General features: G+C 71.5%; 21 protein-coding genes, 1 other RNA gene and 1 pseudogene. 7 read left to right on the forward strand and 16 right to left on the reverse strand.

Going from position 1 to position 21745, the window contains the following annotated elements:
• Positions 1–49: 49 nt before the first annotated feature.
• The 3 genes from ABZV94_RS13795 to ABZV94_RS13805 all read right to left on the reverse strand — a co-directional run bounded on the left by ABZV94_RS13795 (position 50) and on the right by ABZV94_RS13805 (position 2286).
• Positions 50–817 carry a zf-HC2 domain-containing protein gene (locus ABZV94_RS13795; RefSeq protein ID WP_356340445.1) on the reverse strand — a complete coding sequence of 256 codons (768 nt, stop codon included), beginning with the start codon at positions 815–817 and terminating at the stop codon, positions 50–52.
• A 62-nt stretch (positions 818–879) separates the two neighbouring features.
• The gene (locus ABZV94_RS13800; protein ID WP_009188888.1) at positions 880–1464 is read right to left on the reverse strand and encodes a sigma-70 family RNA polymerase sigma factor; all 585 of its coding nucleotides are present in this window, start codon (positions 1462–1464) and stop codon (positions 880–882) included.
• A 228-nt stretch (positions 1465–1692) separates the two neighbouring features.
• Positions 1693–2286 carry an ABATE domain-containing protein gene (locus ABZV94_RS13805; RefSeq protein WP_356340447.1) on the reverse strand — a complete coding sequence of 198 codons (594 nt, stop codon included), beginning with the start codon at positions 2284–2286 and terminating at the stop codon, positions 1693–1695.
• A gap of 231 nt (positions 2287–2517) precedes the next feature.
• Between ABZV94_RS13805 and ABZV94_RS13810 the strand changes: the two genes are divergently transcribed.
• Together ABZV94_RS13810 and ABZV94_RS13815 are read left to right on the forward strand one after the other, a co-directional pair.
• Entirely contained in the window at positions 2518–3891 is a 1374-nt protein-coding gene (locus ABZV94_RS13810) for a nitrate/nitrite transporter (protein ID WP_356340448.1), read from the forward strand.
• 86 nt (positions 3892–3977) lie between these two features.
• Positions 3978–5129, forward strand: coding sequence for a uroporphyrinogen-III synthase (locus tag ABZV94_RS13815; RefSeq protein WP_356340449.1), 1152 nt, complete (start codon positions 3978–3980; stop codon positions 5127–5129).
• 13 nt (positions 5130–5142) lie between these two features.
• Here ABZV94_RS13815 and ABZV94_RS13820 read toward each other — a convergent pair whose 3' ends face one another.
• Positions 5143–5607, reverse strand: coding sequence for an ATP-binding protein (locus tag ABZV94_RS13820; protein WP_356340450.1), 465 nt, complete (start codon positions 5605–5607; stop codon positions 5143–5145).
• Between the two features lie 226 nt (positions 5608–5833).
• Between ABZV94_RS13820 and ABZV94_RS13825 the strand changes: the two genes are divergently transcribed.
• From ABZV94_RS13825 to ABZV94_RS13835, 3 genes are read left to right on the forward strand one after another with little or no spacing between them, the layout of a single operon-like run.
• Positions 5834–6688, forward strand: coding sequence for a helix-turn-helix transcriptional regulator (locus tag ABZV94_RS13825; protein WP_356340452.1), 855 nt, complete (start codon positions 5834–5836; stop codon positions 6686–6688).
• A 9-nt stretch (positions 6689–6697) separates the two neighbouring features.
• Positions 6698–6901: a DUF397 domain-containing protein gene (locus ABZV94_RS13830; protein ID WP_356340453.1), complete on the forward strand. Its 204-nt coding sequence runs from the start codon at positions 6698–6700 to the stop codon at positions 6899–6901.
• Positions 6902–6933: 32 nt separating this feature from the next.
• Positions 6934–7269, forward strand: a complete 336-nt coding sequence (locus tag ABZV94_RS13835; protein WP_356340454.1) for a hypothetical protein — start codon at positions 6934–6936, stop codon at positions 7267–7269.
• A 9-nt stretch (positions 7270–7278) separates the two neighbouring features.
• On the opposite strand, the gene ABZV94_RS13840 is transcribed toward ABZV94_RS13835, so the two are convergent.
• From ABZV94_RS13840 to ABZV94_RS13850, 3 genes are all read right to left on the reverse strand, one after another.
• Entirely contained in the window at positions 7279–9426 is a 2148-nt protein-coding gene (locus ABZV94_RS13840) for a bifunctional polysaccharide deacetylase/glycosyltransferase family 2 protein (protein WP_356340455.1), read from the reverse strand.
• A gap of 22 nt (positions 9427–9448) precedes the next feature.
• Positions 9449–10015, reverse strand: coding sequence for a hypothetical protein (locus ABZV94_RS13845; protein WP_356340456.1), 567 nt, complete (start codon positions 10013–10015; stop codon positions 9449–9451).
• Positions 10016–10692: 677 nt separating this feature from the next.
• On the reverse strand, positions 10693–11670 hold the full coding sequence (locus tag ABZV94_RS13850; RefSeq protein ID WP_356340457.1) for a LysR family transcriptional regulator: 978 nt from the start codon (positions 11668–11670) through the stop codon (positions 10693–10695).
• Between the two features lie 84 nt (positions 11671–11754).
• On the opposite strand from ABZV94_RS13850, the gene ABZV94_RS13855 reads away from it, so the two are divergent.
• Positions 11755–12996 (forward strand): MFS transporter, encoded by a 1242-nt coding sequence (locus ABZV94_RS13855; RefSeq protein ID WP_356340459.1) that lies wholly within the window; start codon positions 11755–11757, stop codon positions 12994–12996.
• A gap of 64 nt (positions 12997–13060) precedes the next feature.
• Here the strand turns inward: ABZV94_RS13855 and ssrA are convergent.
• The 5 genes from ssrA to ftsE form a co-directional block, all read right to left on the reverse strand.
• Positions 13061–13448, reverse strand: a transfer-messenger RNA (tmRNA) gene (gene ssrA, locus ABZV94_RS13860).
• 110 nt (positions 13449–13558) lie between these two features.
• A complete protein-coding gene (smpB, locus tag ABZV94_RS13865) occupies positions 13559–14101 on the reverse strand; it encodes an SsrA-binding protein SmpB (RefSeq protein WP_356340468.1) in 543 nt (180 codons plus the stop codon).
• 79 nt (positions 14102–14180) lie between these two features.
• Positions 14181–15368, reverse strand: a complete 1188-nt coding sequence (locus ABZV94_RS13870) for a S41 family peptidase (protein ID WP_356340461.1) — start codon at positions 15366–15368, stop codon at positions 14181–14183.
• Between the two features lie 68 nt (positions 15369–15436).
• Positions 15437–16354: a permease-like cell division protein FtsX gene (ftsX, locus tag ABZV94_RS13875; RefSeq protein WP_103810085.1), complete on the reverse strand. Its 918-nt coding sequence runs from the start codon at positions 16352–16354 to the stop codon at positions 15437–15439.
• A 42-nt stretch (positions 16355–16396) separates the two neighbouring features.
• Positions 16397–17086, reverse strand: a complete 690-nt coding sequence (ftsE, locus tag ABZV94_RS13880) for a cell division ATP-binding protein FtsE (protein WP_030610589.1) — start codon at positions 17084–17086, stop codon at positions 16397–16399.
• 262 nt (positions 17087–17348) lie between these two features.
• Between ftsE and ABZV94_RS13885 the strand changes: the two genes are divergently transcribed.
• The gene (locus tag ABZV94_RS13885; RefSeq protein ID WP_356340462.1) at positions 17349–17549 is read left to right on the forward strand and encodes a hypothetical protein; all 201 of its coding nucleotides are present in this window, start codon (positions 17349–17351) and stop codon (positions 17547–17549) included.
• A 76-nt stretch (positions 17550–17625) separates the two neighbouring features.
• Here ABZV94_RS13885 and ABZV94_RS13890 read toward each other — a convergent pair whose 3' ends face one another.
• From ABZV94_RS13890 to ABZV94_RS13905, 4 genes and pseudogenes are all read right to left on the reverse strand, one after another.
• Positions 17626–18558 (reverse strand): hypothetical protein, encoded by a 933-nt coding sequence (locus tag ABZV94_RS13890; protein WP_356340464.1) that lies wholly within the window; start codon positions 18556–18558, stop codon positions 17626–17628.
• Positions 18559–18853: 295 nt separating this feature from the next.
• Entirely contained in the window at positions 18854–19960 is a 1107-nt protein-coding gene (prfB, locus tag ABZV94_RS13895; protein ID WP_356340465.1) for a peptide chain release factor 2, read from the reverse strand.
• 84 nt (positions 19961–20044) lie between these two features.
• A complete protein-coding gene (locus ABZV94_RS13900) occupies positions 20045–21271 on the reverse strand; it encodes a serine/threonine-protein kinase (protein ID WP_356340466.1) in 1227 nt (408 codons plus the stop codon).
• Between the two features lie 111 nt (positions 21272–21382).
• Positions 21383–21745 (reverse strand): annotated as a pseudogene (locus ABZV94_RS13905) (serine/threonine protein kinase); the annotation flags it as partial.

Genomic DNA, 21745 nt, shown 5'->3' on the forward strand with positions numbered 1-21745 from the left:
TGGGCAGCCGTCAACCGTACGCGAAGGGGACCCGTCGAAGCTACGCCGACTACGCGTCCACCTGGACGAGCTTCTTGCCCTCGAACGTCACCACCTCGAAGTGGTCGATCTCATTGGGCTGGAAGGCCGCGGCCCCGCCGATGTAGAGCGGTTGCTTGGCCTGCTCCGTCTTGGCGTCCGGGACGCCGTACCCCCAGTTCGGCACGGACCACGACGACATGGTCACGCGCTGCCCGTTCTTCGCGACGAGCACCAGGGAGCACTTCAGCGGGCCCTTGACGTTCTTCAGCTCCAGGACCGCCTGGGTGCCCCAGTCCTTACCCGCCATGGCGACGGTCGCGCTGACGTGGGTCGACGCGTCGGTGGCGGACTTCTTGTCGGACATGGTCCGGAAGGTCGCCTGGGCCGGTGTCGCGGTGACCTGCCCACCGCCGTCCGAGCCGCCGTTCACCGCCACCGCGGCCAGCGGCCCGGCGATGATCAGCGCGGCCGCCGCAGCGATCATGTAGAAGCTGCGCCGGCGCTTCTGGGCGCGCTTCTCGGCGACCTCGTCCACCAGCTTCTCCACCAGCCGCGGGCTGGGCTTGGCGGACAGCGACTCGCCGATCGCGGGCGTGCTGCCGGAGCCGGGCAGGTCCGCGAGCGCGGCCAGCATCGGCTCCATCCCGGCCAGCTCGTCCAACTGCTGGGCGCACCACTCGCAGCCGGCGAGGTGGGCCTCGAAAGCGGTTGCCTCGGCGTCGTCGAGAATCCCGAGGGCGTAGGCGCCGACGGTCTCGTGCTCGCTCGGCACCGAAGATCCCTGACTGGGGTTCATGGGCCCAGACATACCCGGACCACCCGGTCCGAATCCCTGCATTCCCCCGTAGCCGCTGCTCATCACGCCGTCACCCCCCGCTCCTCCAGTGCCAGCTTCATCGACCGCAGGGCGTAGAACACCCGGGAACGCACCGTTCCGCTCGGTATGCCCAGTGTCTCGGCCGCCTCATTGACGGTACGCCCCTTGAAGTACGTCTCGACGAGCACCTCCCGGTGGGCCGGGGTCAGGTCGTCGAGCGCGTCCGACAGCGTCATCAGCCACAGCGCCTTGTCGATCTCGTCCTCCGCGGGGATGACCTCCAGCGGCGACGGATCGACCTCCTGCGGCCGGGCCTGCCGGCTGCGGTGGCCGTCGATGACGATGCGGCGCGCGACCGTCACCAGCCAGGGGCGTACCGAACCGGTCGCCCGATTGAGCTGACCGGCGTTCTTCCAGGCACGGATGAGCGTTTCCTGTACGACGTCCTCGGCGCGCTGCCGGTCACCGGCGACCAGCCGCAGGACATACGCGAGCAGAGGGCCGGCGTGCTCCCTGTACAGCGCACGCATCAGCTCCTCATCCGGCTCCGAGGGTTGTGAGGACATGCGATGTCGGGCCCTCGCTCCACGTTCATTGGCCACGGCCGCATCCTTGCGCACGCCCACCTCCGGTGTCCGGGGGTTCCCCCAGTCGGTCGCTCGCCCACCCGTACGGACGGGGGCGGCCCGGTGTTCAAACCTCCGTGACAGATTTCTCGGGGGTGACGTGACGAGCGGGACATGCGCACACATTCCCACCGCGCGATCTTCACATGTCCGACACGCGGATGAGGGCGCCGCGAGATTCCCGTGTACCGGCCAACCAAACCCGGTGTTACAGAAATCACTCCGGCCTCAGGCCCGCGCCAGCGCCGCCCGCCGCCGGTGGCGGGCCACTCGCTCCCGGTTTCCGCACACCTCGCTGGAGCACCAGCGGCGGCGCCGGCCGCGGGAGGTGTCGAGGTACACGAGGGGGCAGTCGTCCCCCTCGCACTCCCGTACGGCGGCCCGCGCGACGGGGTCGGTGAGCAGTTCGACGGCGTCCCGGGCGACGAGGGCGAGCAGCGCGGCGCAGCTCGGCGGCCCGGCCAACGCCCGTACGAGCCCGCCGCCTTCGCCGCGTACGGCGACGGGCGCGGGGGTCGCACCGAGGGCGAGCTCGTTCACACGCCCGAGCGCCCGCCCGTACGACGACGCGTCCCCGGGCCCCGGCCCGCGCACCAACACCCCCACGCAGCCGCGCAGTTCCCGGAAACCGGCCAGCCAGGACACATCGGCGTGACCGAGCGCCGTACCGTCGGGCACGAGCCCGGCGCACCCGATCCACGCGCACAACGCGCCGACGCCGTCCAGCCGTTCCCCCGGGTGCGTGGTGGCGAGGAGATCCAGGCACACCCGCCCGGCATCGAATCGCGGCGCGTACGCGGAGGGGGCGCTACCGAGGGCCATGTGCCAGTCACCGCCTAGGCAGGAACCGTGCGGGGTCTCCCCCCACAGTGCCCGCGCGGAGGAAACACCGGAACCCCTCGCGCCGCACTGCCTCACCGCCCCTCCCTGCGCCGAGTGAGAGCAACGTTCCCTTCCGGTCACCCACAGCCACAGGCCGGAAACGCGTCCTCCCTACCTTCGGGCTGAGTCAGTGGTCGGCAGACCGAGCAGCCGGAGCACCGTGGAGGCGTGATGACAGGCCCAGCCCCAACCCGTCGCAGTGGCCGCTGGATCGACCGCTGGGATCCGGAGGACGAGGCGTTCTGGCAGGCGACCGGGGAACGGATCGCCCGCCGGAACCTGTGGTTCTCCGTCCTCTCCGAGCACATCGGCTTCTCCGTCTGGACCCTGTGGTCGGTCCTGGTCCTGTTCATGGGCCCGGAGTACGGCCTCACCCCGGCCGACAAGTTCCTGCTGACGTCGCTGGTCACGCTGGTCGGCGCGGTGGTCCGGGTGCCGTACACCTTCGCCGTGGCCGTCTTCGGCGGCCGCAACTGGACGATCATCTCGGCGAGCCTGCTGCTCATCCCGACCGTCGCCGCCTTCGTGGTGATGGAGCCGGGGACGTCGTACTCCACCTTCCTCCTGGTGGGCCTGCTGGCCGGCATCGGCGGCGGCAACTTCGCGTCCTCCATGACCAACATCAACGCCTTCTTCCCGCTCAGGAAGAAGGGGTGGGCGCTGGGCCTCAACGCGGGCGGCGGCAACATCGGCGTCCCCGTCATCCAGCTGGTCGCGCTCGCCATCATCGGCGCGAGCGGCGGCCCGCGCGTGCTGCTCGGCATCTACATCCCGCTGATCGTCGTGGCCGCCGTGCTCGCCGCGCTGTTCATGGACAACCTGTCCTCGGTGAAGAACGACACCGGCGCGGCCAAGGACGCCGCCCGGGACGCGCACACCTGGATCATGTCCGTCCTCTACATCGGCACCTTCGGCTCCTTCATCGGCTACAGCTTCGCCTTCGGCCAGGTGCTGACGAACGGCTTCGGCCGCACGCCCCTCCAGGCCGCGTACCTCACCTTCATCGGGCCGCTGCTCGGCTCCCTCATCCGCCCCCTCGGCGGCTGGCTCGCCGACCGCTACGGCGGCGCCCGCATCACCCTGTGGAACTACGTCGGCATGGCCGCCGCCACCGCCGTGCTCATCGTCGCCAGCATGCAGAAGTCGCTGCCGCTGTTCGTGTCCGTCTTCGTCGTCCTGTTCGTGCTCAGCGGGCTCGGCAACGGCTCGACGTTCAAGATGATCCCCGGCATCTTCCAGGCCAAGGCGCTCGCCAAGGGCCTGGAGGGCGAGGCGGCGGTCGCCCACGGCCGGCGGCTGTCCGGCGCGTCCATGGGCCTGATCGGCGCGGTCGGCGCGCTCGGCGGTGTCGGCATCAACATGGCCTTCCGCCAGTCCTTCCTGTCCTACGGCTCCGGCACCGGCGCGTTCGTCGCCTTCCTCGCCTACTACGGTGTCTGCTTCGCGGTCACCTGGGCCGTATACCTTCGTCGTACGGGGGCCCGGGTTCCCGCCACGGCCACCGCGTCGGAGACGAAGGCCCAGCTCAGCTACGCCGAGGTGTGACGTAACACCGGCGACATCGAGCCGAACCGAGCCTGTCACGCATCGTTGACAGGCTCGATCGGCGTGCCGGTCAGCTAGGAGAGCCCATGTACGACGAAGAGCAGCACCCCGAGCACGGCCCCCTCGCCGGGTTCACCGTGGGTGTCACCGCCGCGCGCCGTGCCGAGGAGCTGGGCGCCCTGCTCCAGCGGCGCGGGGCCACCGTCCTGCACGCCCCGGCGCTGCGGATCGTGCCGCTCGCGGACGACGGAGAACTGCTCGCCGCCACGAAGGGGATCATCGACCAGGTGCCGGACGTCGTCGTGGCCACCACGGCGATCGGCTTCCGGGGCTGGATCGAGGCCGCCGACGGCTGGGGCCTCGGCGAACAGCTGCTGGGCCGGCTGCGCGGGGTCCGCCTGCTGGCCCGCGGCCCGAAGGTGAAGGGCGCGATCCGCGCGGCGGGTCTCACCGAGGAGTGGTCACCGTCCTCGGAGTCCCTGGCCGAGGTGCTCGACCGTCTTCTGGAGGAGGGCGTCGACGGTGACCGCGTCGCCGTGCAGCTCCACGGCGAACCCCTCCCCGGCTTCGTGGAGTCGCTGCGGGCGGCGGGGGCGGAGGTGGTGCCCGTCCCGGTCTACCGCTGGATGCCCCCCGAGGACCTCAGCCCCCTCGACCGCCTCCTGGACGCGGCCGTCACCCGCGGTCTGGACGCCGTCACCTTCACCAGCGCCCCCGCCGCTGCCTCCCTCCTCTCCCGCGCCGAGGACCGCGGCCTGCTGGACGACCTGCTGTCCGCCCTGGCCCACGACGTCCTCCCGGCCTGCGTCGGCCCGGTCACCGCGATCCCGCTCCAGGCCCGCGGGGTGGACACGGTCCAGCCGGAACGCTTCCGCCTCGGCCCCCTGGTCCAGCTCCTCTGCCAGGAACTCCCGGCCCGCGCCCGGTCCCTGCCCGTCGCCGGGCACCGGGTGGAGATCCGCGGCCACGCGGTCCTGGTCGACGGCGATCTCAAGCCGGTCCCCCCGGCCGGCATGTCCCTCCTGCGCGCCCTCGCCCGCCGCCCCGGCTGGGTCGTCCCGCGCGCCGACCTCCTGCGCGCGCTCCCCGGCGCGGGCCGCGACGAACACGCCGTGGAGACGGCCATGGCCCGCCTGCGTACGGCCCTGGGAGCGCCCAAGCTGATCCAGACGGTGGTGAAGCGGGGCTACCGCCTGGCCCTGGACCCGGCGGCGGACGCGAAGTACGCGGACGCGTGAGGGGCGGCGCCGCTCAGCCGGCACCAGCCGCTCCCTGACCCCCCACCTCGAACCACAGCAGCTTCCCGGCGCCCCGGTCCAGCGGGCTGTCCGCCAGGGACAGGCCGCCCCAGGAGTCGGCGTACTCCTGCACGAGGTGCAGCCCGCGCCCCTCTTCGGCGTCCACCGGAGCGGGCGGAACACGGTCCCAGGGCGGATCCCCGAAAGGCGCCGGGACGCGCGGGTGACTGTCCCAGACGCCGACCCGCAGCCGGCCGTCCGCGAGGGCGGTGAGCCGGAGGGAGGCGGGGCCCCGGGTGTGCCGGTAGGCGTTGCCGACCAGCTCGGACGTCAGCAGTTCGACGGCGTCGAGGACTTCGTGTCTGCCGTGCCCGTCCAGCACGGCCCGTACGGTCATACGTGCGACGCGTGCCGCGCGGGGATCATGCGGCAGCCGAAGGGCGTACACCCAGGTGTCGGGCAGGGATACGGTACCCATGAAAACCTCCGGTGGAAGAAGGGAACGGGCTCGCTCAACTGGTCGTGCCGGGCGGTGGCTTTGCCTGGGTCAGGTGCGCTTCCGGCTTATGGGCGCGGGGAGTTGAGCGGTACGTCGTAACCGTAGGGCAGCTAGTTAGATGCATCTAACAAAACTGGCTAGATGCGTCCATACTTCACTCGTGTGAGGGAGCGCAACGCCGCTTCGCGGCCGGGAAGGAGACATCGTGCCGCCCACCAACAGCCCTACGCTGCGGCAGCGAAGGCTGGGTGCAGAGCTGCGAAAACTCCGGGAACGGGCGGGACTCACCGCTACCGGTGCCGCCGAACTGCTCGGCGTCAACCAGTCGCGTGTCAGCATGATCGAAACCGGTCGCACGCCCATCAGCGCGGACCGGGTGCGCTCCATGGCGCACGTCTACGACTGCTCGGACGAAGCGCTCATCGACGCCCTTGCCGCGATGACGGGACGACGCGCCCGTGGCTGGTGGGAGGAGTACCGCGAACACCTGCCTGCCGCGCTGGTCGACCTGGCCGAACTGGAGCACCACGCCTCCGCGTTGCGGGTGGCACTCGTGATCCATATCCCGGCACTTCTGCAGACCACCGACCACGCCCGTGCCATCCTGCAGTCGGCGGCACCGCCCATGCGGCAGTACGAGATCGAACACCGCCTCACCCACCGCATGAAACGGCAGGGCGTGCTGCACAGGACGGATCCCCCGCCGTACACGGCGATCATCCACGAATCGGCGCTCCACATGAACTTCGGTGGCCCGGCCGTAGCCCGGGGGCAGCTCAAGCACCTGCTCGACATGAGCGAACTCCCGCACGTCACCGTTCGCGTCATCACCTTCGGAGCGGACGACTTCCCGACCACCGGCCAGCCCTTCGACTATGTCGAGGGCCCCGTCCCACAGCTCGACACCGTTCAGCTGGACTCTCATCACGGGGCCTGTGAATTCATCGACGCCGAGGCTCCGCTGAACAAGTACCGGGCTGTCCTGAACCGGATGGAGTCCTGCGCGCTCGGTCCCGCCGAGACGCGTGACTTCATCCATCACCGCATCCAGAACCTGTAAGGAGAAACCATGCCGACCCTCCACTGGCGGAAGTCCACCTACAGCTCCGACGGCTCGAACTGCGTGGAGATAGCCACCACTCCCACCGCCATCCACATCCGCGACTCCAAGACCCCCACCGCCCGCCACCTCACCGTGACCCCCTCCACCTGGGCGGACTTCCTTCCCTGCCTCCGGGCGGACCAAGGCTCTGGAACTGCTCAAGTGGTTTGATCACGACCCCTCGTGGCGTCCACCCTGGCCATATGAAGGGACTCGCGGGATTCGGCAAGAAGCAAGACCTCGTGCTGGTGATCCGGGACTCGGACCTGGTCGCGGCGGCGCTGCGGGAGGCGTTGGACGGGGCTCCGGAGGAGGAGCGGGCGGGGCTGGAGCGGGCGGTCGCGCTCGTCGGGGCGACCGCCGGCACCAGTGAGGGACGGCTCCGCGCCGACTGGGTCCGCGCCAGGCTGGCCGACGTCGGGTTCACCGGGGACATCGCCTCCGTGGCCGCCGTGAAGGCGCTGCGCCAGGCCGAGCCGGGTCTGAGCCTGCTGGCGGCGGTGCAGTTGCAGAAGGACGCCGTGGCCCACCCGGAGTAGGCCCCCCGGTCAGCCGGCCGGGGCCCCCTGCGGTGCCGGCCGCTCCGCCGGTGGTGCCGCCACCCCGCCCGTGCGGCGGAGCTTCTGCCAGCGCAGTCGGCCGCCGGTGAGGGCGGTGATCCAGGACTGGAGCAGCACGACGTACATCAGCTGGCGGTAGAGCAGCTGTTGGAGGGGCAGGGTGAGGAGCGGGGTGAGGCGTTCGCGGTCCAGGTGGAAGGCGTACGCCGCGCAGGCCGCCTGGACGGCCAGGACCGCGCACCAGGCCAGCGCCGTCCTGCCCGCCGGGCCGAAGACCAGGCCGTAGACCAGGAAGAGGTCGATCAGGGGGGCCAGCAGCGGGGCCACGACCATGAAGAGGGAGACCAGGGGCAGGCCCACGCGGCCGAAGCGGCCCGACGGGCCCCGCTCGAACAGGGCGCGGCGGTGCTTCCAGATGGCCTGCATGGTGCCGTACGACCAGCGGTAGCGCTGGGACCACAGCTGCTGGACCGACTCGGGCGCCTCCGTCCAGGCGCGGGCCTTCTCGGCGTACACCACGCGCCAGCCGTCGCGGTGCAGGGCCATCGTGACGTCGGTGTCCTCGGCGAGCGTGTCGTCGCTCATGCCGCCGACCCGTTGCAGCGCCGAGCGGCGGAACGCCCCGACCGCACCCGGGATCGTCGGCATGCAGCGCAGGAGGTCGTACATGCGGCGGTCGAGGTTGAAGCCCATCACGTACTCGATGTGCTGCCACGCGCCGATGAGCCGGTTCTTGTTGCCGACCTTGGCGTTGCCGGCGACGGCGCCGACGCGCGGGTCGGCGAAGGGCTGGACGAGTTCGCGGACGGTGGCCGGTTCGAAGACGGTGTCGCCGTCCATCATCACGACCAGGTCGTGACGGGCGTGGGCCAGGCCCCGGTTGAGGGCGGCCGGCTTGCCCGCGTTGGCCTGGCGGATCACCCGTACGTCCGGCAGGTCCAGCGCTTCCACGAGGTCGGCCGTGCCGTCCGCCGAACCGTCGTCGATGACCAGCACCTCGATGGGGTGCTCGCTGCGCGTCAGCGAACGGACCGTGTTCTCGATGCACTTGGCCTCGTTGTACGCCGGCACCAGCACCGACACCGGCTCGGTGACCGGCTTCTCGCCCCAGCGGAAGTCCGGGCGCCGGGTGCGGCGGGCGTGCGCGCCGGACAGCAGCAGCATCAGGCCGAAGCGGGCGAGGACGAGGCAGCCGACGACGGCGAGGCCGGCCACGAGGACCGTGGTGATGCCGTCGGACGCCTGCACCAGGAAGACCCAGGCCTTGCCCTTCCACAGGTCGAGGCCGGTGACCGGGGTGTCGGCGCTCGGCGCCCGCAGGGCGCCGGTGAGGGTCTGGAAGCTGTAGCCCTGCCGCTGGAGCCGGGGCAGGAGCGTGTCGAGCGCCTGGACGGTCTGGTGCCGGTCGCCGCCGGAGTCGTGCATGAGGACGACCGCGCCCCGGCCGCCGTGGGGCGTGGCGTTCCGGATGATCCGTTCGACGCCCGGCCTGCGCCAGTCCTCGCTGTCGGTGTCGTCGACGACGGTGAGATAGCCGCGGCTGCCGATGTACCGCATCACCGGCCAGGACCGGTTGTCGATCGCGTCGGCGGAGGAGGAGTACGGCGGCCGGAACAGCGAGCTGCGGATACCGGCCGCCCCGGCCAGCGCGAGCTGGTTCTGCGACAGCTCCCAGTCGACGCGCTTCGTGGAGTGGTACGACAGGTCGGGGTGGCCGAAGGTGTGCAGCCCGACCTCGTGGCCCTCGGCGACCATGCGCCGGACCAGCTCGGGGTGGCGGGAGGTCATGGTGCCGGTGACGAAGAAGACCGCGTGCGCGTGGTGCTTCTTCAGCACGTCGAGCACCTTCGGGGTCCAGGCCGGGTCGGGGCCGTCGTCGAAGGTGAGGACGATGCGGTGGTCGGGTATGCGCAGGCTGTCGCTGCGGCCGTCGCGCGTGTCGATGACCGGGCCGCCGTCCAGGATGCGCTGCGGAACCCGGTCGTTCGCCGCGGAAGGCCGGATGCGGTGGTCGGCGAGGATCTCGTTGTGGACGTAGCCGCGCAGCATGAGCATCGCCAGGGTCGCCACCAGGACCAGGAGAGGGAGCAGGTAGCGCAGCGGCAGCCGGGTACGGCGGCGGGGGTGTGAGGCCATCTGGGGGTGTTCCGCCTGGTCGTCAGAGGGAGAGTCTGGGGTGCGGGCGCCGGGTGTGACCGGGCGGGGTGTGGGTCTGGCCCGACGGGGTCGGGGTGGGTGCCGGCGCGGTCGCCGTGGCGGTGCCCGTGGCGGACGGTGCCGGGGACACGTCGGTGGCCGGGGCCGACGGGGTCGGGGACGCAGTGGTGCCGGCGTCGGCGGGCGGCGCGGAGGTCGTGGTGCCGTCCGGCTCGGTGGACGCGGAGGCATCGGCGTCGGCGGGCGCTCCGCTGCCCGGTACGGCGGTGCCGCCCGCCTCGGCGCCGACGACGGGCGCGGTCACCGTGCCGGGTCCGGGCGGGGTCGGGGTCGTGGAGGCGCTGGGCAGCGGTGAGGTGTCCACCTTGCCGGCCGGCTTCTCCTCGTGCTGGCCGGGCACCGGCAGCCAGGGGGCTGCGGAGTTGCCGGACAGCAGGGTGGCGACGATGACGGCGGCGTAACCGGCACAGGCGACGGCCACGGCCACGCCGAGCCGGCGGAAACGGCGGCTGCGGCGGCCCGACTCGTCCACGAAGACCGGCCCGTCGGAGCCACGCGGGTCCCGCACGGCCGGCCCCGCGCCCACAGCGCCGAGTCGTACGTCGTCCAGCTGGACGGTCTCTTCGTGCGGGGTGACGCCGGAAGAAGGCGCGGGGGGTGGTGCCGGGGAATCGGCGGTGGGCTGGGAGGGATTCTTCCCCTCGGCGGGGCCGACGACTTCGGCGGGCTCGACGGACTCAGCCGGTCCTTCGGGCCCAGTGGGCTCCTCAGGCCCAGTGGGCTCGTCAGTGGGCTCCTCAGGCCCAGTGGGCTCAGTGGGCTCGGCGGGCTCATCCACTTCAGTCGGCTCGGCAGGCTCACCGGACTCGACAGCCTCAGCGGACCCGGCGGCCTTCTCCGAAGACTCGTCGGCGTCACCAGACTCGCCCCCGACCCCGGAGACCGCTTCCGCAGACACCGCGACCACACCCGCGTCCGATTTCATCCGCTCGTCGCCCCCGCCCACCGGCTCATCGCGCCCCTCGGACGCCACTTCTCGCCCTTCGGGTTGGGCGTCTTCAGGACATTTCTTCACGCGCGTTCATCCCCCCACGGGACCCTTCCGGGCGCGCTCGCGATCCTGGGCACCCGTCGACCGAACCAGGCCTCCGGTCCGATCGCTCCCACGACCACCCTGTGCCCGGGCCAAGAATGTAACCCACATGGAGGAGTGCCACGCGCCGGGTCGGCGCAGGGGGCCGTCCGTCACCCGCCGTTCATCACGTCCTCGTCCATGGCCGGAATCCAACCGCCGGCGGGCCGCTGGAGCCATCCCTCCTCCCGCGCGATCTCGGCCACCGCCTTCCGCAGCGCGGTCAAAGCGGGATGGACCAGCCTCTTTCGCCAGACCAGGGAGACGGGCGACAGCGGAACGGGGTCGACGAGGGGCCGTCGTACCGTCCCGGGCAGGGGCGGGAAGTCCACGACCGCCAGCACGGGGTTGCGGGTCTTGGCCATGATGCGGCCGAACTCCTCGTCGCCGACGGCCAGCGGAAGGGGTGGGGCGAGCCGGATGGCGCGGTCCTCGAAGAGGCGCTGGGCCAGGTCGGTCCACTCCCGGGTGCGCGGGTTCCCGGCCCCCGCGTACACCGTCTCTCCGGCCAGCGCGGACAGCGGCACCCGGGCCGTGGCGGCCAGCGGGTGGTCCTCGGGCAGCACGACGGCCATCGGCTCGTACCGCACCGGCTGCTGCTCCAGTCCGGAGCGGAGCGCCGGGTCCAGGCCGGCGAACCGGCCGAAGGAGGCGTCCAGGCGTCCGGCGAGCACCTCGGCGGCGGCTCCGGTGAGGCCGCTCTCGTAGCGGGCCATCAGCTCGCAGTCGGGGGCGAGTTCGCGGGCGCGGTGCAGTACACGGCGGCCGGTGGCCAGGCCCGGTGAGTTGAGGTCGACGAGCAGCGGGCGGGCCTGGCCCGCGGCGAACGCGGCGAGCAGGTCGTCGTGGGCGGCGAGGACCCGGCGCGCGTGCGGCAGCAGGCGCTCGCCGTCCGGGGTCAGCGTGACCTGCCGGGTGGTCCGCACGAACAGCTCGGCGCCCAACTCCCGTTCCAGGCGCCGTACGTCCCGGCTGAGCGCCTGCTGGGCGACGTACAGGCGGGCCGCCGCGCGGGTGAAGTGCAGTTCCTCGGCGACGGCGACGAACGAGCGCAGCAGGCGGGGGTCCATGGGGGCGGCGGGGGCGGGCATGGCGGCGAATTTACAACGTGGGCGCGTGAATCGGGACGCGGAAGGTGTTGGACCCGGTGATCCACCGCGGGCGACTGTTGAGCCATGCCCCAGAAGACCACCCAGGACGCCCAGGACAGCGCGATAGGCGGCGAGAGACGACACCTCGGCGCGTACGGCCGCTTGTTCCGCCTTCCCGGCACCCGCGCCTTCACCGCCGGCAACCTCCTCGCCCGCCTGCCGATGGGCATGTTCAGCGTGAGCGCGGTCGTGATGATCGCCGGGTCCCGCGGCTCGTACGCCCTCGCCGGTGCCGTCACCGCGACGGGGCTCGCGGCGACCGCGCTGGCCGGGCCCTGGCTCGCCCGGCTGGTCGACCGGCACGGGCAGGCCCGGGTCGCGCTGCCGGCCACGGTCCTTTCCGTCCTGGGCAGTCTCGCGCTGCTGCTGTGCGTCCGCTGCGACGCCCCGGACTGGACCCTGTTCGCCGCCTACGCCGGTACCGCGGCCACTCCGAACATCGGCGGCCTGTCCCGCGCCCGCTGGGCCCATCTGCTGCGGGACGAGCCCGCCGCGCTGCACGGCGCGAACGCGTTCGAGCAGGCCGCGGACGAGCTGTGCTTCATGCTCGGGCCGGTGCTGGCGTCCTTCCTGACCGGCACGTTCTTCCCGGAGGCGGGCACGCTGACCGGGGCCGTGCTGCTGCTCGCCGGCATGCTGCTGTTCCTCGCCCAGCGGGCGACCGAGCCGCCGCCGGCGCGCCGCGCGACGGGGCCCTCCCCGCTGCGCAGCCCGGGCATCCCGCCCCTGCTGGCCTGCTTCACCGCGACCGGCGCGGTGTTCGGTTCCATGGAGGTCGGCACGATCGCCTACGCCGACGCGCAGGGGCACCGCGCGGCGGCCGGTGCCGTGCTCGCGCTCCAGGCGGCGGGCTCGTGCGCGGCGGGGCTGGTGTACGGGGCGCGCAGGCCCGCGAGGGTGCGCTTCTCCTGGTGTCTGGCGGCCATGGCCGGGCTTGTGACCCTGCCCTGGCTCGCGGCCGCCACCCGGTCGCTTCCGGCGCTGGCGGGGGCGCTGCTGGTGGCGGGGATGGCGACGGCGCCGACCATGGTCACGGCGATGACGCTGGTGCAGCGGCGCACCCCGGCCGAGCGCCTCAACGAGGGGATGAGCCTGATGGTGACGGGACTGCTCACCGGGATCGCGTGCGGCTCGGCGACGGGCGGCTGGGCGGCCGAACACCTCTCCCCCACCACCGCGTACGCCGTACCGGTCGCCGCCGCCGTCCTCGCCCTGGCACTGGCTTCCCTGACCCGCGCCGACCCGGTGCCACGGCGCCGCCCATGACGAAGGCCCCGCCGCTCGAAGCGACGGGGCCTTCGCCCACATGGGGTCGGCCCCCGAAGGGGCCTCGTGGAGATGGCGGGAATCGAACCCGCGTCCAACGGTGCGGAATCAGGGCTTCTCCGTGTGCAGTCCGCTACGTTTTTCTCGGCCCCGGAGATCACGCGGACAAGTCTCCGACGGGCTCAGTCACTGTTTGGTTTCCCTCTACACCCCGTGACCGGGTCTAGAGGTTTAGTTCCCTAGCTGATGCCAGGATCCGGGTCGGGAACAGCCCCGGGCTGACACTCCCGTGAGAGCTTCGCTTGCTGCTTATCAGGCAGCGAGGGCGAAGTGGGAGGAATCGCGCTTGGTGTTGGCGATTATTTTTTGCGACATATGGTTTACGAGATCATTGCCGCTTCCTCGACACGCTTCCCCTGCTTCGACAGCCGCTGTCGAAACCGATCATCCCCATGTTGATTTTTCAATCCCCTCCGTGGAGGGGTCCGCGCACCCTCTGTGGAGTGCACCGCCATCGTACGTGACCAACGCCCGACGATGCCAGCCTATTCCCGTCGGCCGGCTAGACGCCGCGCTGCCTGCGCTTCGCCGCCGCGATGGCCCGGTCCGCCTCCCGCCGGTCCTGCTGCTCCCGCAGCGTCTGGCGCTTGTCGTACTCCTTCTTGCCGCGCGCGAGAGCGATCTCGGCCTTCGCCCGGCCGTCCTTGAAGTAGATGGCGAGGGGCACGATGGTGTGTCCCGTCTCCTGGGACTTCGACTCGAGCTTGTCGATCTCCTCCCGGTGCAGGAGCAGCTTGCGCTTGCGGCGCGCGGAGTGGTTGGTCCAGCTGCCCTGGTGATATTCGGGGATGTGGGCGTTGTACAGCCACGCCTCGCCCCGGTCGATCTGGACGAAGCCGTCGGTCAGCGAGGTCCGTCCCTCGCGCAGCGACTTGACCTCCGTGCCCATGAGCACGAGCCCGGCCTCGTAGGTGTCGATGATCGCGTAGTCGTGCCGGGCCTTCTTGTTCTGGGCGACGATCTTGCGCTTGCCGCCCTTCTCGCCGTCCCTGGCCTTGGCGGCCCCGCCGCCCTGCTTGGGCTGGGACTCCTTCGGTACGTACATTCCCTTGCTCATAGTGCCGCCATTTTCGCACCACACAGGGGCTGTGCGTACAGCCGATTACGCGAGGCCGGCGGCGGCGCTACGACGGGTCGCCCAGCCCGGTGAGCACCGTCTCCGCCCGTGCCAGGGCCTGCTCGGGCCCCGCCTCCAGGTCGGGTGTGATGCCCCGGCCGTCGACCGCGCGGCCTGCGGGGGTGCGGTAGTGGCCGACGGTCAGCTCGGCCACCGAACCGTCGGGCAGCCTCGTCGGCATCTGGATCGAGCCCTTGCCGAAGGTGCGGGAGCCGATCACCACCGCGCGGCCCCGGTCCTGGAGGGCGCCGGTGAGCAGTTCGGCCGCGCTCATGGTGCCGCCGTCGACGAGGACGACCAGGGGGCGGGTGGTGTCACCGCCGGGCGCGGCGTGCAGGGCGCGCTGGGCGCCGTCGACGTCGTAGGTGGCGACCAGGCCGCCGTCCAGGAACGCGGAGGCGGTGTCCACGGCCTCGGTGACCAGGCCTCCGGAGTTGCCCCGCAGGTCCAGCACGGTCCGCCCGTCGGCGGGGGAGGCACGCAGGGCCTCACCGACCGCTTCGGCGGAACCCTTGGTGAACGCGGCGATCTTCAGGACGGTGACCCCGTCGGGCAGCCGGCGCACGGTCACGGAGTCGGTGGACAGCCGGGCCCGGTGCAGGGTCTTCGTCCACGCGCGCGTGCCGCGCTCCAGGCCGACGGTGACCGTCGTACCGGCCGGGGCGTCATCGGTGTCCCCGCGCAGCGCGTCGCCGCGGAGCAGGGCGACCACCTCGGTGACCGGCCGCCCGTCGACCTTCCTGCCGTCGACGCTGCGCAACCGGTCACCCGCCCGGATCCCGGCGTCGGCGGCGGGCGAGCCGGGCTGCACGCGGGTGACCTCGATGCCGCCGTCCGCCTCCTGCCGCGCCCACAGGCCGACACCGGTGTACCGGCCGTCGAGCGCGTCCTGGAACTCCTCGTACTCGCCCTCGGAGTAGACCGCGGCCCAGCGGTCCCCGCTGCGGCTGACGGCCCTTTCCGCGGCCTCCATCGGGGACTTGCCGTCGGCCAGCGCCTTCGCGGCGGCCCTCTCGACGGCCTCGTTCCGCGCGGCCGGGGCCGCCGGGCCGGCGGCCGTCCTCCGCGCCGGACCGTCGGGTTCGGGCAGGGATCCGGTGGCGGCACCGGCGATCAGCACACCGGCGAAGACCAATGTCAGGGCGGCCCCGCGGCGGACGCGGCGGGGCTGACAGAACAGGTCACGGCCTGACATGGCGGCGAGTCTAGGGCAACGCGAAGGGGCCGTACGGCCGGAATCCCGTACGGCCCCCTTGGCATGCGTCACACCTTCAGATACTTGCGCAGCGCGAAGAACGCGGCGAGCGACGGCATCAGGACACTGGTGGCGAGAATCAGCGGCAGCTTGGTCAACACCGCGTCCCAGCCGACGAAGTTGATGAGCGTGAGCTTGTGGGACAGCTCCATGCCGTGGTCGATGGTGAAGTACCGGCCGACCACGAGCGCCACACAGGCGAGGCCGCCGCCGATGAGCCCGGCGACCGCGGCCTCGGCGATGAACGGCGCCTGGATGTAGAAGCCCGAGGCACCGACCAGGCGCATGATCCCGGTTTCGCGCCGTCGGCTGAACGCCGAGACGCGCACGGTGTTGACGATCAGCAGGAGCGCGACGATCAGCATCATCGCCATCACGCCGAGCGCGCCCCGGTTCATCAGGTTCAGCAGCTGGAAGAGGTTGTCCAGGATGCCCTTCTGGTCCTGCACCGACTGCACGCCGTCCCGCCCGTTGAACGCGGACGCGATCACCTGGTACTTCTGCGGGTCCTTGAGCTTGATCCGGTACGACTCCTGCATCTGGTCCGGCGTCAGCGAGCCGGCCAGCGGGGAGTTGCCGAACTGCTCCTTGTAGTGCTTGTACGCCTCGTCCTGCGACTCGTAGGTCACCTTCTCGACGACCGGCATCTTGTCCAGGTCCGCGAGGATCTGCTTCTTCTGGTCCTCGGTGACCGCGCCCTTGGCGCAGTGGACGTCGTTCTCCGCGTCGTGCTTGTTGCACAGGAAGATCGAGACGTTGACCTTGTCGTACCAGTAGCCCTTCATGGTGCTCACCTGGTCGCTCATCAGCAGCGAGCCGCCGAACAGGGCCAGGGACAGGGCGACGGAGACGATGACGGCGAAGGTCATCGTCAGATTGCGGCGGAGACCGACACCGATCTCCGACAGGACGAACTGGGCGCGCATGGCGGGTTCTTCAGGCCTTTCCGGAACTGGGTGCTGGTGCGGTCAGTGCTGGTAGCCGTAGACGCCGCGGGCCTGGTCGCGGACGAGGCGGCCCTTCTCCAGCTCGATGACGCGCTTGCGCATCTGGTCCACGATGTTCTGGTCGTGCGTCGCCATGATGACGGTGGTGCCCGTCCGGTTGATGCGGTCGAGCAGCTTCATGATGCCGACGGAGGTCTGCGGGTCGAGGTTGCCGGTGGGCTCGTCGGCGATGAGCAGCTTCGGCCGGTTGACGAACGCGCGCGCGATGGCGACGCGCTGCTGCTCACCACCGGACAGCTCGCCGGGCCTGCGGTCCTCCTTGCCGCCGAGCCCGACGAGGTCGAGCACCTGCGGCACGGACTTGCGGATCTCGCCGCGGGACTTGCCGATGACCTCCTGGGCGAAGGCCACGTTCTCCGCGACCGTCTTGTTCGGCAGCAGCCGGAAGTCCTGGAAGACCGTGCCCAGCTGGCGGCGCATCTGCGGCACCTTCCAGTTGGACAGGCGCGCGAGGTCCTTGCCCAGCACGTGCACCTGGCCGTGGCTGCACCGCTCCTCGCGGAGGATGAGCCGCAGGAAGGTGGACTTTCCGGAGCCGGAGGACCCCACGAGGAAGACGAACTCGCCCTTCTCCACCTCCAGGGAGACATCCCTGAGTGCGGGGCGGGTCTGCTTGGGGTAGACCTTGGAGACGTTGTCGAATCGGATCACGGATGCACCACGGGTCGCCGGGGGTAGATGAGCGTGACCATACGCGAACCGGGTGTGCAAGTGCAGTCGCGGGTTGGGGTTGGGCAAGACTTGTGCGTTTTTGTACCGGCCGCTTCCCGCACCTCCTTCCCGGAGGCCCCGCGCACGTGCCGCGGGAACCTGGCACAGTGGAAGGGAAACGAGGGACGACGGGAACGCGGGGGAACGTTCTCGTCCCCGTGAGCGTTGTGCATGTGTAGGCCGGTGCAAGGAGGGCGAGCGCATGACGTACGACCGGTTGGTGTGCGCGAACTGCGCGGCGCCCGTGAGCGAGGGCCGGTGCCCGGTGTGCCGTGCCAACCGCGAGCGACTGCAGCAGGAGGGCTTCTTCGGAGGCCTGGGCGGGCTGAACCCGATGGCGCTGATCGCGCTGCTGGCGGTGCTGATCGCCGCGGTGGCGCTGCTGGCGCACCAGACCGTCTGACGGAAAGCGCCACAAGGGCCCGGAGCCGAGGCTCCGGGCCCTTGCGCGTGTGCCGTGCGTGACCCCGCGGCTACGGTCAGGCGGCGGCGCCGCCCCGGCCGCTCACCAGGCGGGGCAGGACGCGGAAGCCGATGCCGCCGGCGATCATCGTCGCGGCGCCGACGAGCAGGAACGCGGTCTGGCCGGCACCGGTCTCGGCGAGCTGCTTGTCGCCGCCCTGGGCCGAGGTGTCGGAGCCGGTGTCGGTCAGCGCCGAGGAGCCCTCGTCCTGCGGGACGTTGTTGTTGCCGCCGTCGGGGCCGGTGTGGTTGCCGCCGGTGGTGGAACCGCCGGTGCTGCCGCCGGAACCGCCGTCGGTGGAGCCCCCGCCCGTGGAACCGCTGGTGCCGCTGTCACCGCCGGAAGCGTTGCCGCCGGAGGTGCTGGCGCCACCGCTGTTGCCGTTGCCGCCCGAGTTGCCGTTGCCGCCCGAGTTGCCGTTGCCGCCATCGGTGCCGTTGCCGCCACCGTTGCCGTTGCCACCCGAGTTGCCGTTGTCACCGCCGGTGGAGGCGTCACCGCCGCTGTTGTTGCCGCCGGAGGTGCTGTCGCCGCCGCCGATGGAGGCGTCACCGCCGATGGAAGCGTCGCCACCGATGGAAGCGTCACCGCCGATGGAAGCGTCGCCGCCGATGGAGGCGTCACCGCCCGTGGCCGCGTCGCCGCCGTTGGCAGCCGCGCCGCCCGAGCCGTCGGTGCCGCCCGAGCCGGTGACCGAGCCGCCGTCGGTCCCGACGGTCGTCCCCTCGGTCACGCCGATGGTGGCGCCCTCGTTGGAGCCGCCGTCGGCGGTGCCCCCGTCCGTGTTGCCCCCGTCGGCGCCGACACCGCTCACGCCGAGGCTGATCGGGCCCGCCTGGACACCGAGGTCCAGGGCGGAAGCCGCGCCGGCGGCGGTCAGCGACGCACCGGCCGCGATCACGGCGCCGGCGGCTATCCGCGCGACCCGGATCCGCGTCTTCTTCGTCATATGGTTGCTACCCCCAGTAGCTGTTCGTCAATGAGGCGGCGCGTGGGGCGTGCCGTGATCGACGGAGGCAGCTGGTGACGAAGTGGCGTCAACTCGATCCCCCGGTTCACATGCGCCCCAAGAGTACGCATGCCGCGCCTCACCCTTCCGATTTTTCAAAGCAACGTCAAGGGCGTTGCGGGCGCAATGTCCGGAGGGGTGGCGTTTGCCGGGAGTTGAAGCCTGTGAGTGTGACGTAAAACCCAGAGAAACGACAACTGCCGCCTCTCGGGCGGCAGTTGTCATGTCGACAAAGTTACTTCTCCTGCTGCTTGCGCCAGCGAATCCCGGCCTCCAGGAACCCGTCGATCTCGCCGTTGAACACGGCCTCCGGGTTGCCCACCTCGAACTCGGTGCGCAGGTCCTTGACCATCTGGTACGGGTGCAGCACGTACGAACGCATCTGGTTGCCCCAGGAGTTGCCGCCGTCGCCCTTGAGGGCGTCCATCTTGGCCTGCTCCTCCTGCCGGCGCCGCTCCAGCAGCTTGGCCTGGAGGACGTTCATCGCGGTGGCCTTGTTCTGGATCTGCGACCGCTCGTTCTGGCAGGAGACCACGATGCCGGTGGGCAGGTGCGTGATGCGGACCGCGGAGTCGGTCGTGTTCACGCCCTGGCCGCCGGGACCGGAGGACCGGTAGACGTCGATGCGCAGCTCGGACTCGTCGATCTCGACGTGGTCGGACTGCTCGACCACGGGCAGCACCTCGACGCCCGCGAACGAGGTCTGGCGGCGGCCCTGGTTGTCGAAGGGCGAGATGCGCACGAGGCGGTGCGTGCCCTGCTCGACGGAGAGGGTGCCGTAGGCGTACGGCGAGTGCACGGCGAACGTGGTCGACTTGATGCCCGCCTCTTCGGCGTACGACGTCTCGATCAGTTCGGTCTTGTAGCCGTGCTGCTCGGCCCAGCGCAGGTACATCCGCTGGAGCTTCTCGGCGAAGTCGGCGGCGTCGACGCCGCCGGCCTCGGCGCGGATGTTGACGAGCGCCTCACGGGCGTCGTACTCGCCGGACAGGAGGGTGCGGACCTCCATCTCGTCCAGCGCCTTCTTCACCGCGACCAGCTCGGACTCGGCCTCGGCGCGGGTGTCCGGGTCGTTCTCCTCCTCGGCCATCTCGAAGAGGACCGCGAGGTCGTCGATCCGGCCGCGCAGCGCCTCCGCCTTCCTGACCTCGGCCTGGAGGTGGGAGAGCTTGCTGGTGATCTTCTGCGCCTCGTCCGGGTTGTCCCACAGGGACGGGGCCGCCGCCTGCTCCTCAAGCACGGCGATATCTGCCCTCATCTTGTCGAGGTCCAGGACGGCCTCGATCGACTCCATGGTCGAGGAGAGGGACTTCAGCTCTTCGGATACATCGACGACTGCCACGCCTTCCAGCGTAACGGCTGTGGCAAGCGACCTCGGCCCGCCTTCCGGCCGACCGGGTCGGGAAGGAGGCGGGCCGGGCCCCGGTCAGGGGGCCGACGTGCTGTGCGTGCCCGGGGCCGGCCGGTCGTCGTCCCCGCCGGAGGAGGCGAACCAGGCGCCGACGGCCACGACGGCGGCCACCACCACCCCGGCCACACCGAGAGTCACCCGGCGCCGCCGCACCGCGGCCCTGTGCCGTGCCGAGCCCGGCCGGGGCGCGCCGGCGGCCCGTGGAGCGCGGGCGGTGCCGTGCGCGCCCCCCGCCAGCTCGTCCGGCCCCGGCACCCGCATCGAGGTGTGGGTGTCGCGGTTGGAGTCGGGCCTCGCCCCGGGGACGAGGGACACCGCGCCGCGCCGCCGTACCGGCTCGCCCTGCGGAGCCGACGGCACGGACTCCTCGGCGGCCTCCTCGGAGAGGTCCGGCTCGTCGACGTCCAGCGGCGGCATCCCGGCCAGCGTGGGCAGCTGCTCGCGCAGCCGCGCCGCCAGCTCCGAGGCGCGCAGCCGGGAGGCCGGGGCCTTGGCCAGGCACTGCACCAGCAGCTGCCACAGCTCCTCGGGGATGCCGGGCAGCGGGACGACGGTCTCGGTGACGTGCCGCCGCAGGACCGCGCCCGGGTGGCCGCCGCCGAAGGGCGTGAAGCCGGCCAGCAGCTCGTACAGGACCGTGGCGAGCGCGTAGATGTCCACGGCGGCGCGGGGCGGCAGGCCCTCGACGATCTCCGGGGCCAGGTAGTCCGGGGTACCGATGATCTTCGTGGCGCGGGTCCGCCGGGGCGAGTCGATCAGCTTGGCGACGCCGAAGTCGGTGAGCAGGGCGGGGTGGGAGCCGCCGGGGCCGATGGGACCCCGCATGTCGAGCAGGACGTTCTCGGGCTTGACGTCCCGGTGGACGACCCCGGCCGCGTGGGCCGCCGCCAGCGCGTCGGCGACGTCGGCGACGATCGCCACGGCCGCCTCGGGGGCGAGCCGCCGCTCCCGCTCCAGCCGGGTGCGCAGGTCGGTGCCGCGCACGAGGTCCATGACCAGGGCCAGGTCGTTGCCGTCGACCACCAGGTCGCGCACGGTGACGATGTGCGGGTGCTCCAGGCCGAGCAGCGCGGTGCGCTCCTGCACGAAGCGTCCGACGAGTTCCTGGTCGGAGGCGAGGTCCTCGCGCAGCAGCTTGATGGCGACGGGGCCGTCCGGTCCCTCGCCCAGCCACACCGTGCCGGCGCTCCCCCGCCCCAGGATCTGGTTCGCGGTGTACCGGCTGCCGATCTTCCGTGCCAAGACTGCTCCTACAGACGCGTGTTGTCGCCAAAACTACGCGTCCGACGAGCCAACCTTCACCGCGGAGACGGAAATCACCCGGCAGATGTCGACAAATCTCCGAACCAGCGGTCAGCTTCCGCTGCCGGAACCGCCCAGATCCTTGATCCAGCCGCCGACCTTGCCGATCCAGTCGCTCATCTGGTCCCAGTAGCCCTTGCCGGTGCCGATCCAGTCCTGCAACGGGGTCAGCTCCCAGATCAGCCAGCTCGCCACGATCAGGATGACGATCGTGAACAGGCAGCCCTTCAGACAGCCCAGCCCGGGGATCTTCATCGGGTTGGCGCTGCGCTGCCGTGGCTCCCGGGGCTCCCGCGCGGGCCGCTGGGGCGCGGGCGGGGCGGGAGGCGCGTACCGCTGCGGCTGCTGCGGCGGGGCGTACTGCTGGGGCTGCTGCGCGTAGCCGGATCCGGCGCCCTGCCTGTTCTGCCGGCC

The sequence above is a fragment of the Streptomyces sp. NPDC004658 genome, assembly GCF_040609555.1.
Taxonomy (GTDB): Bacteria; Actinomycetota; Actinomycetes; order Streptomycetales; family Streptomycetaceae; genus Streptomyces.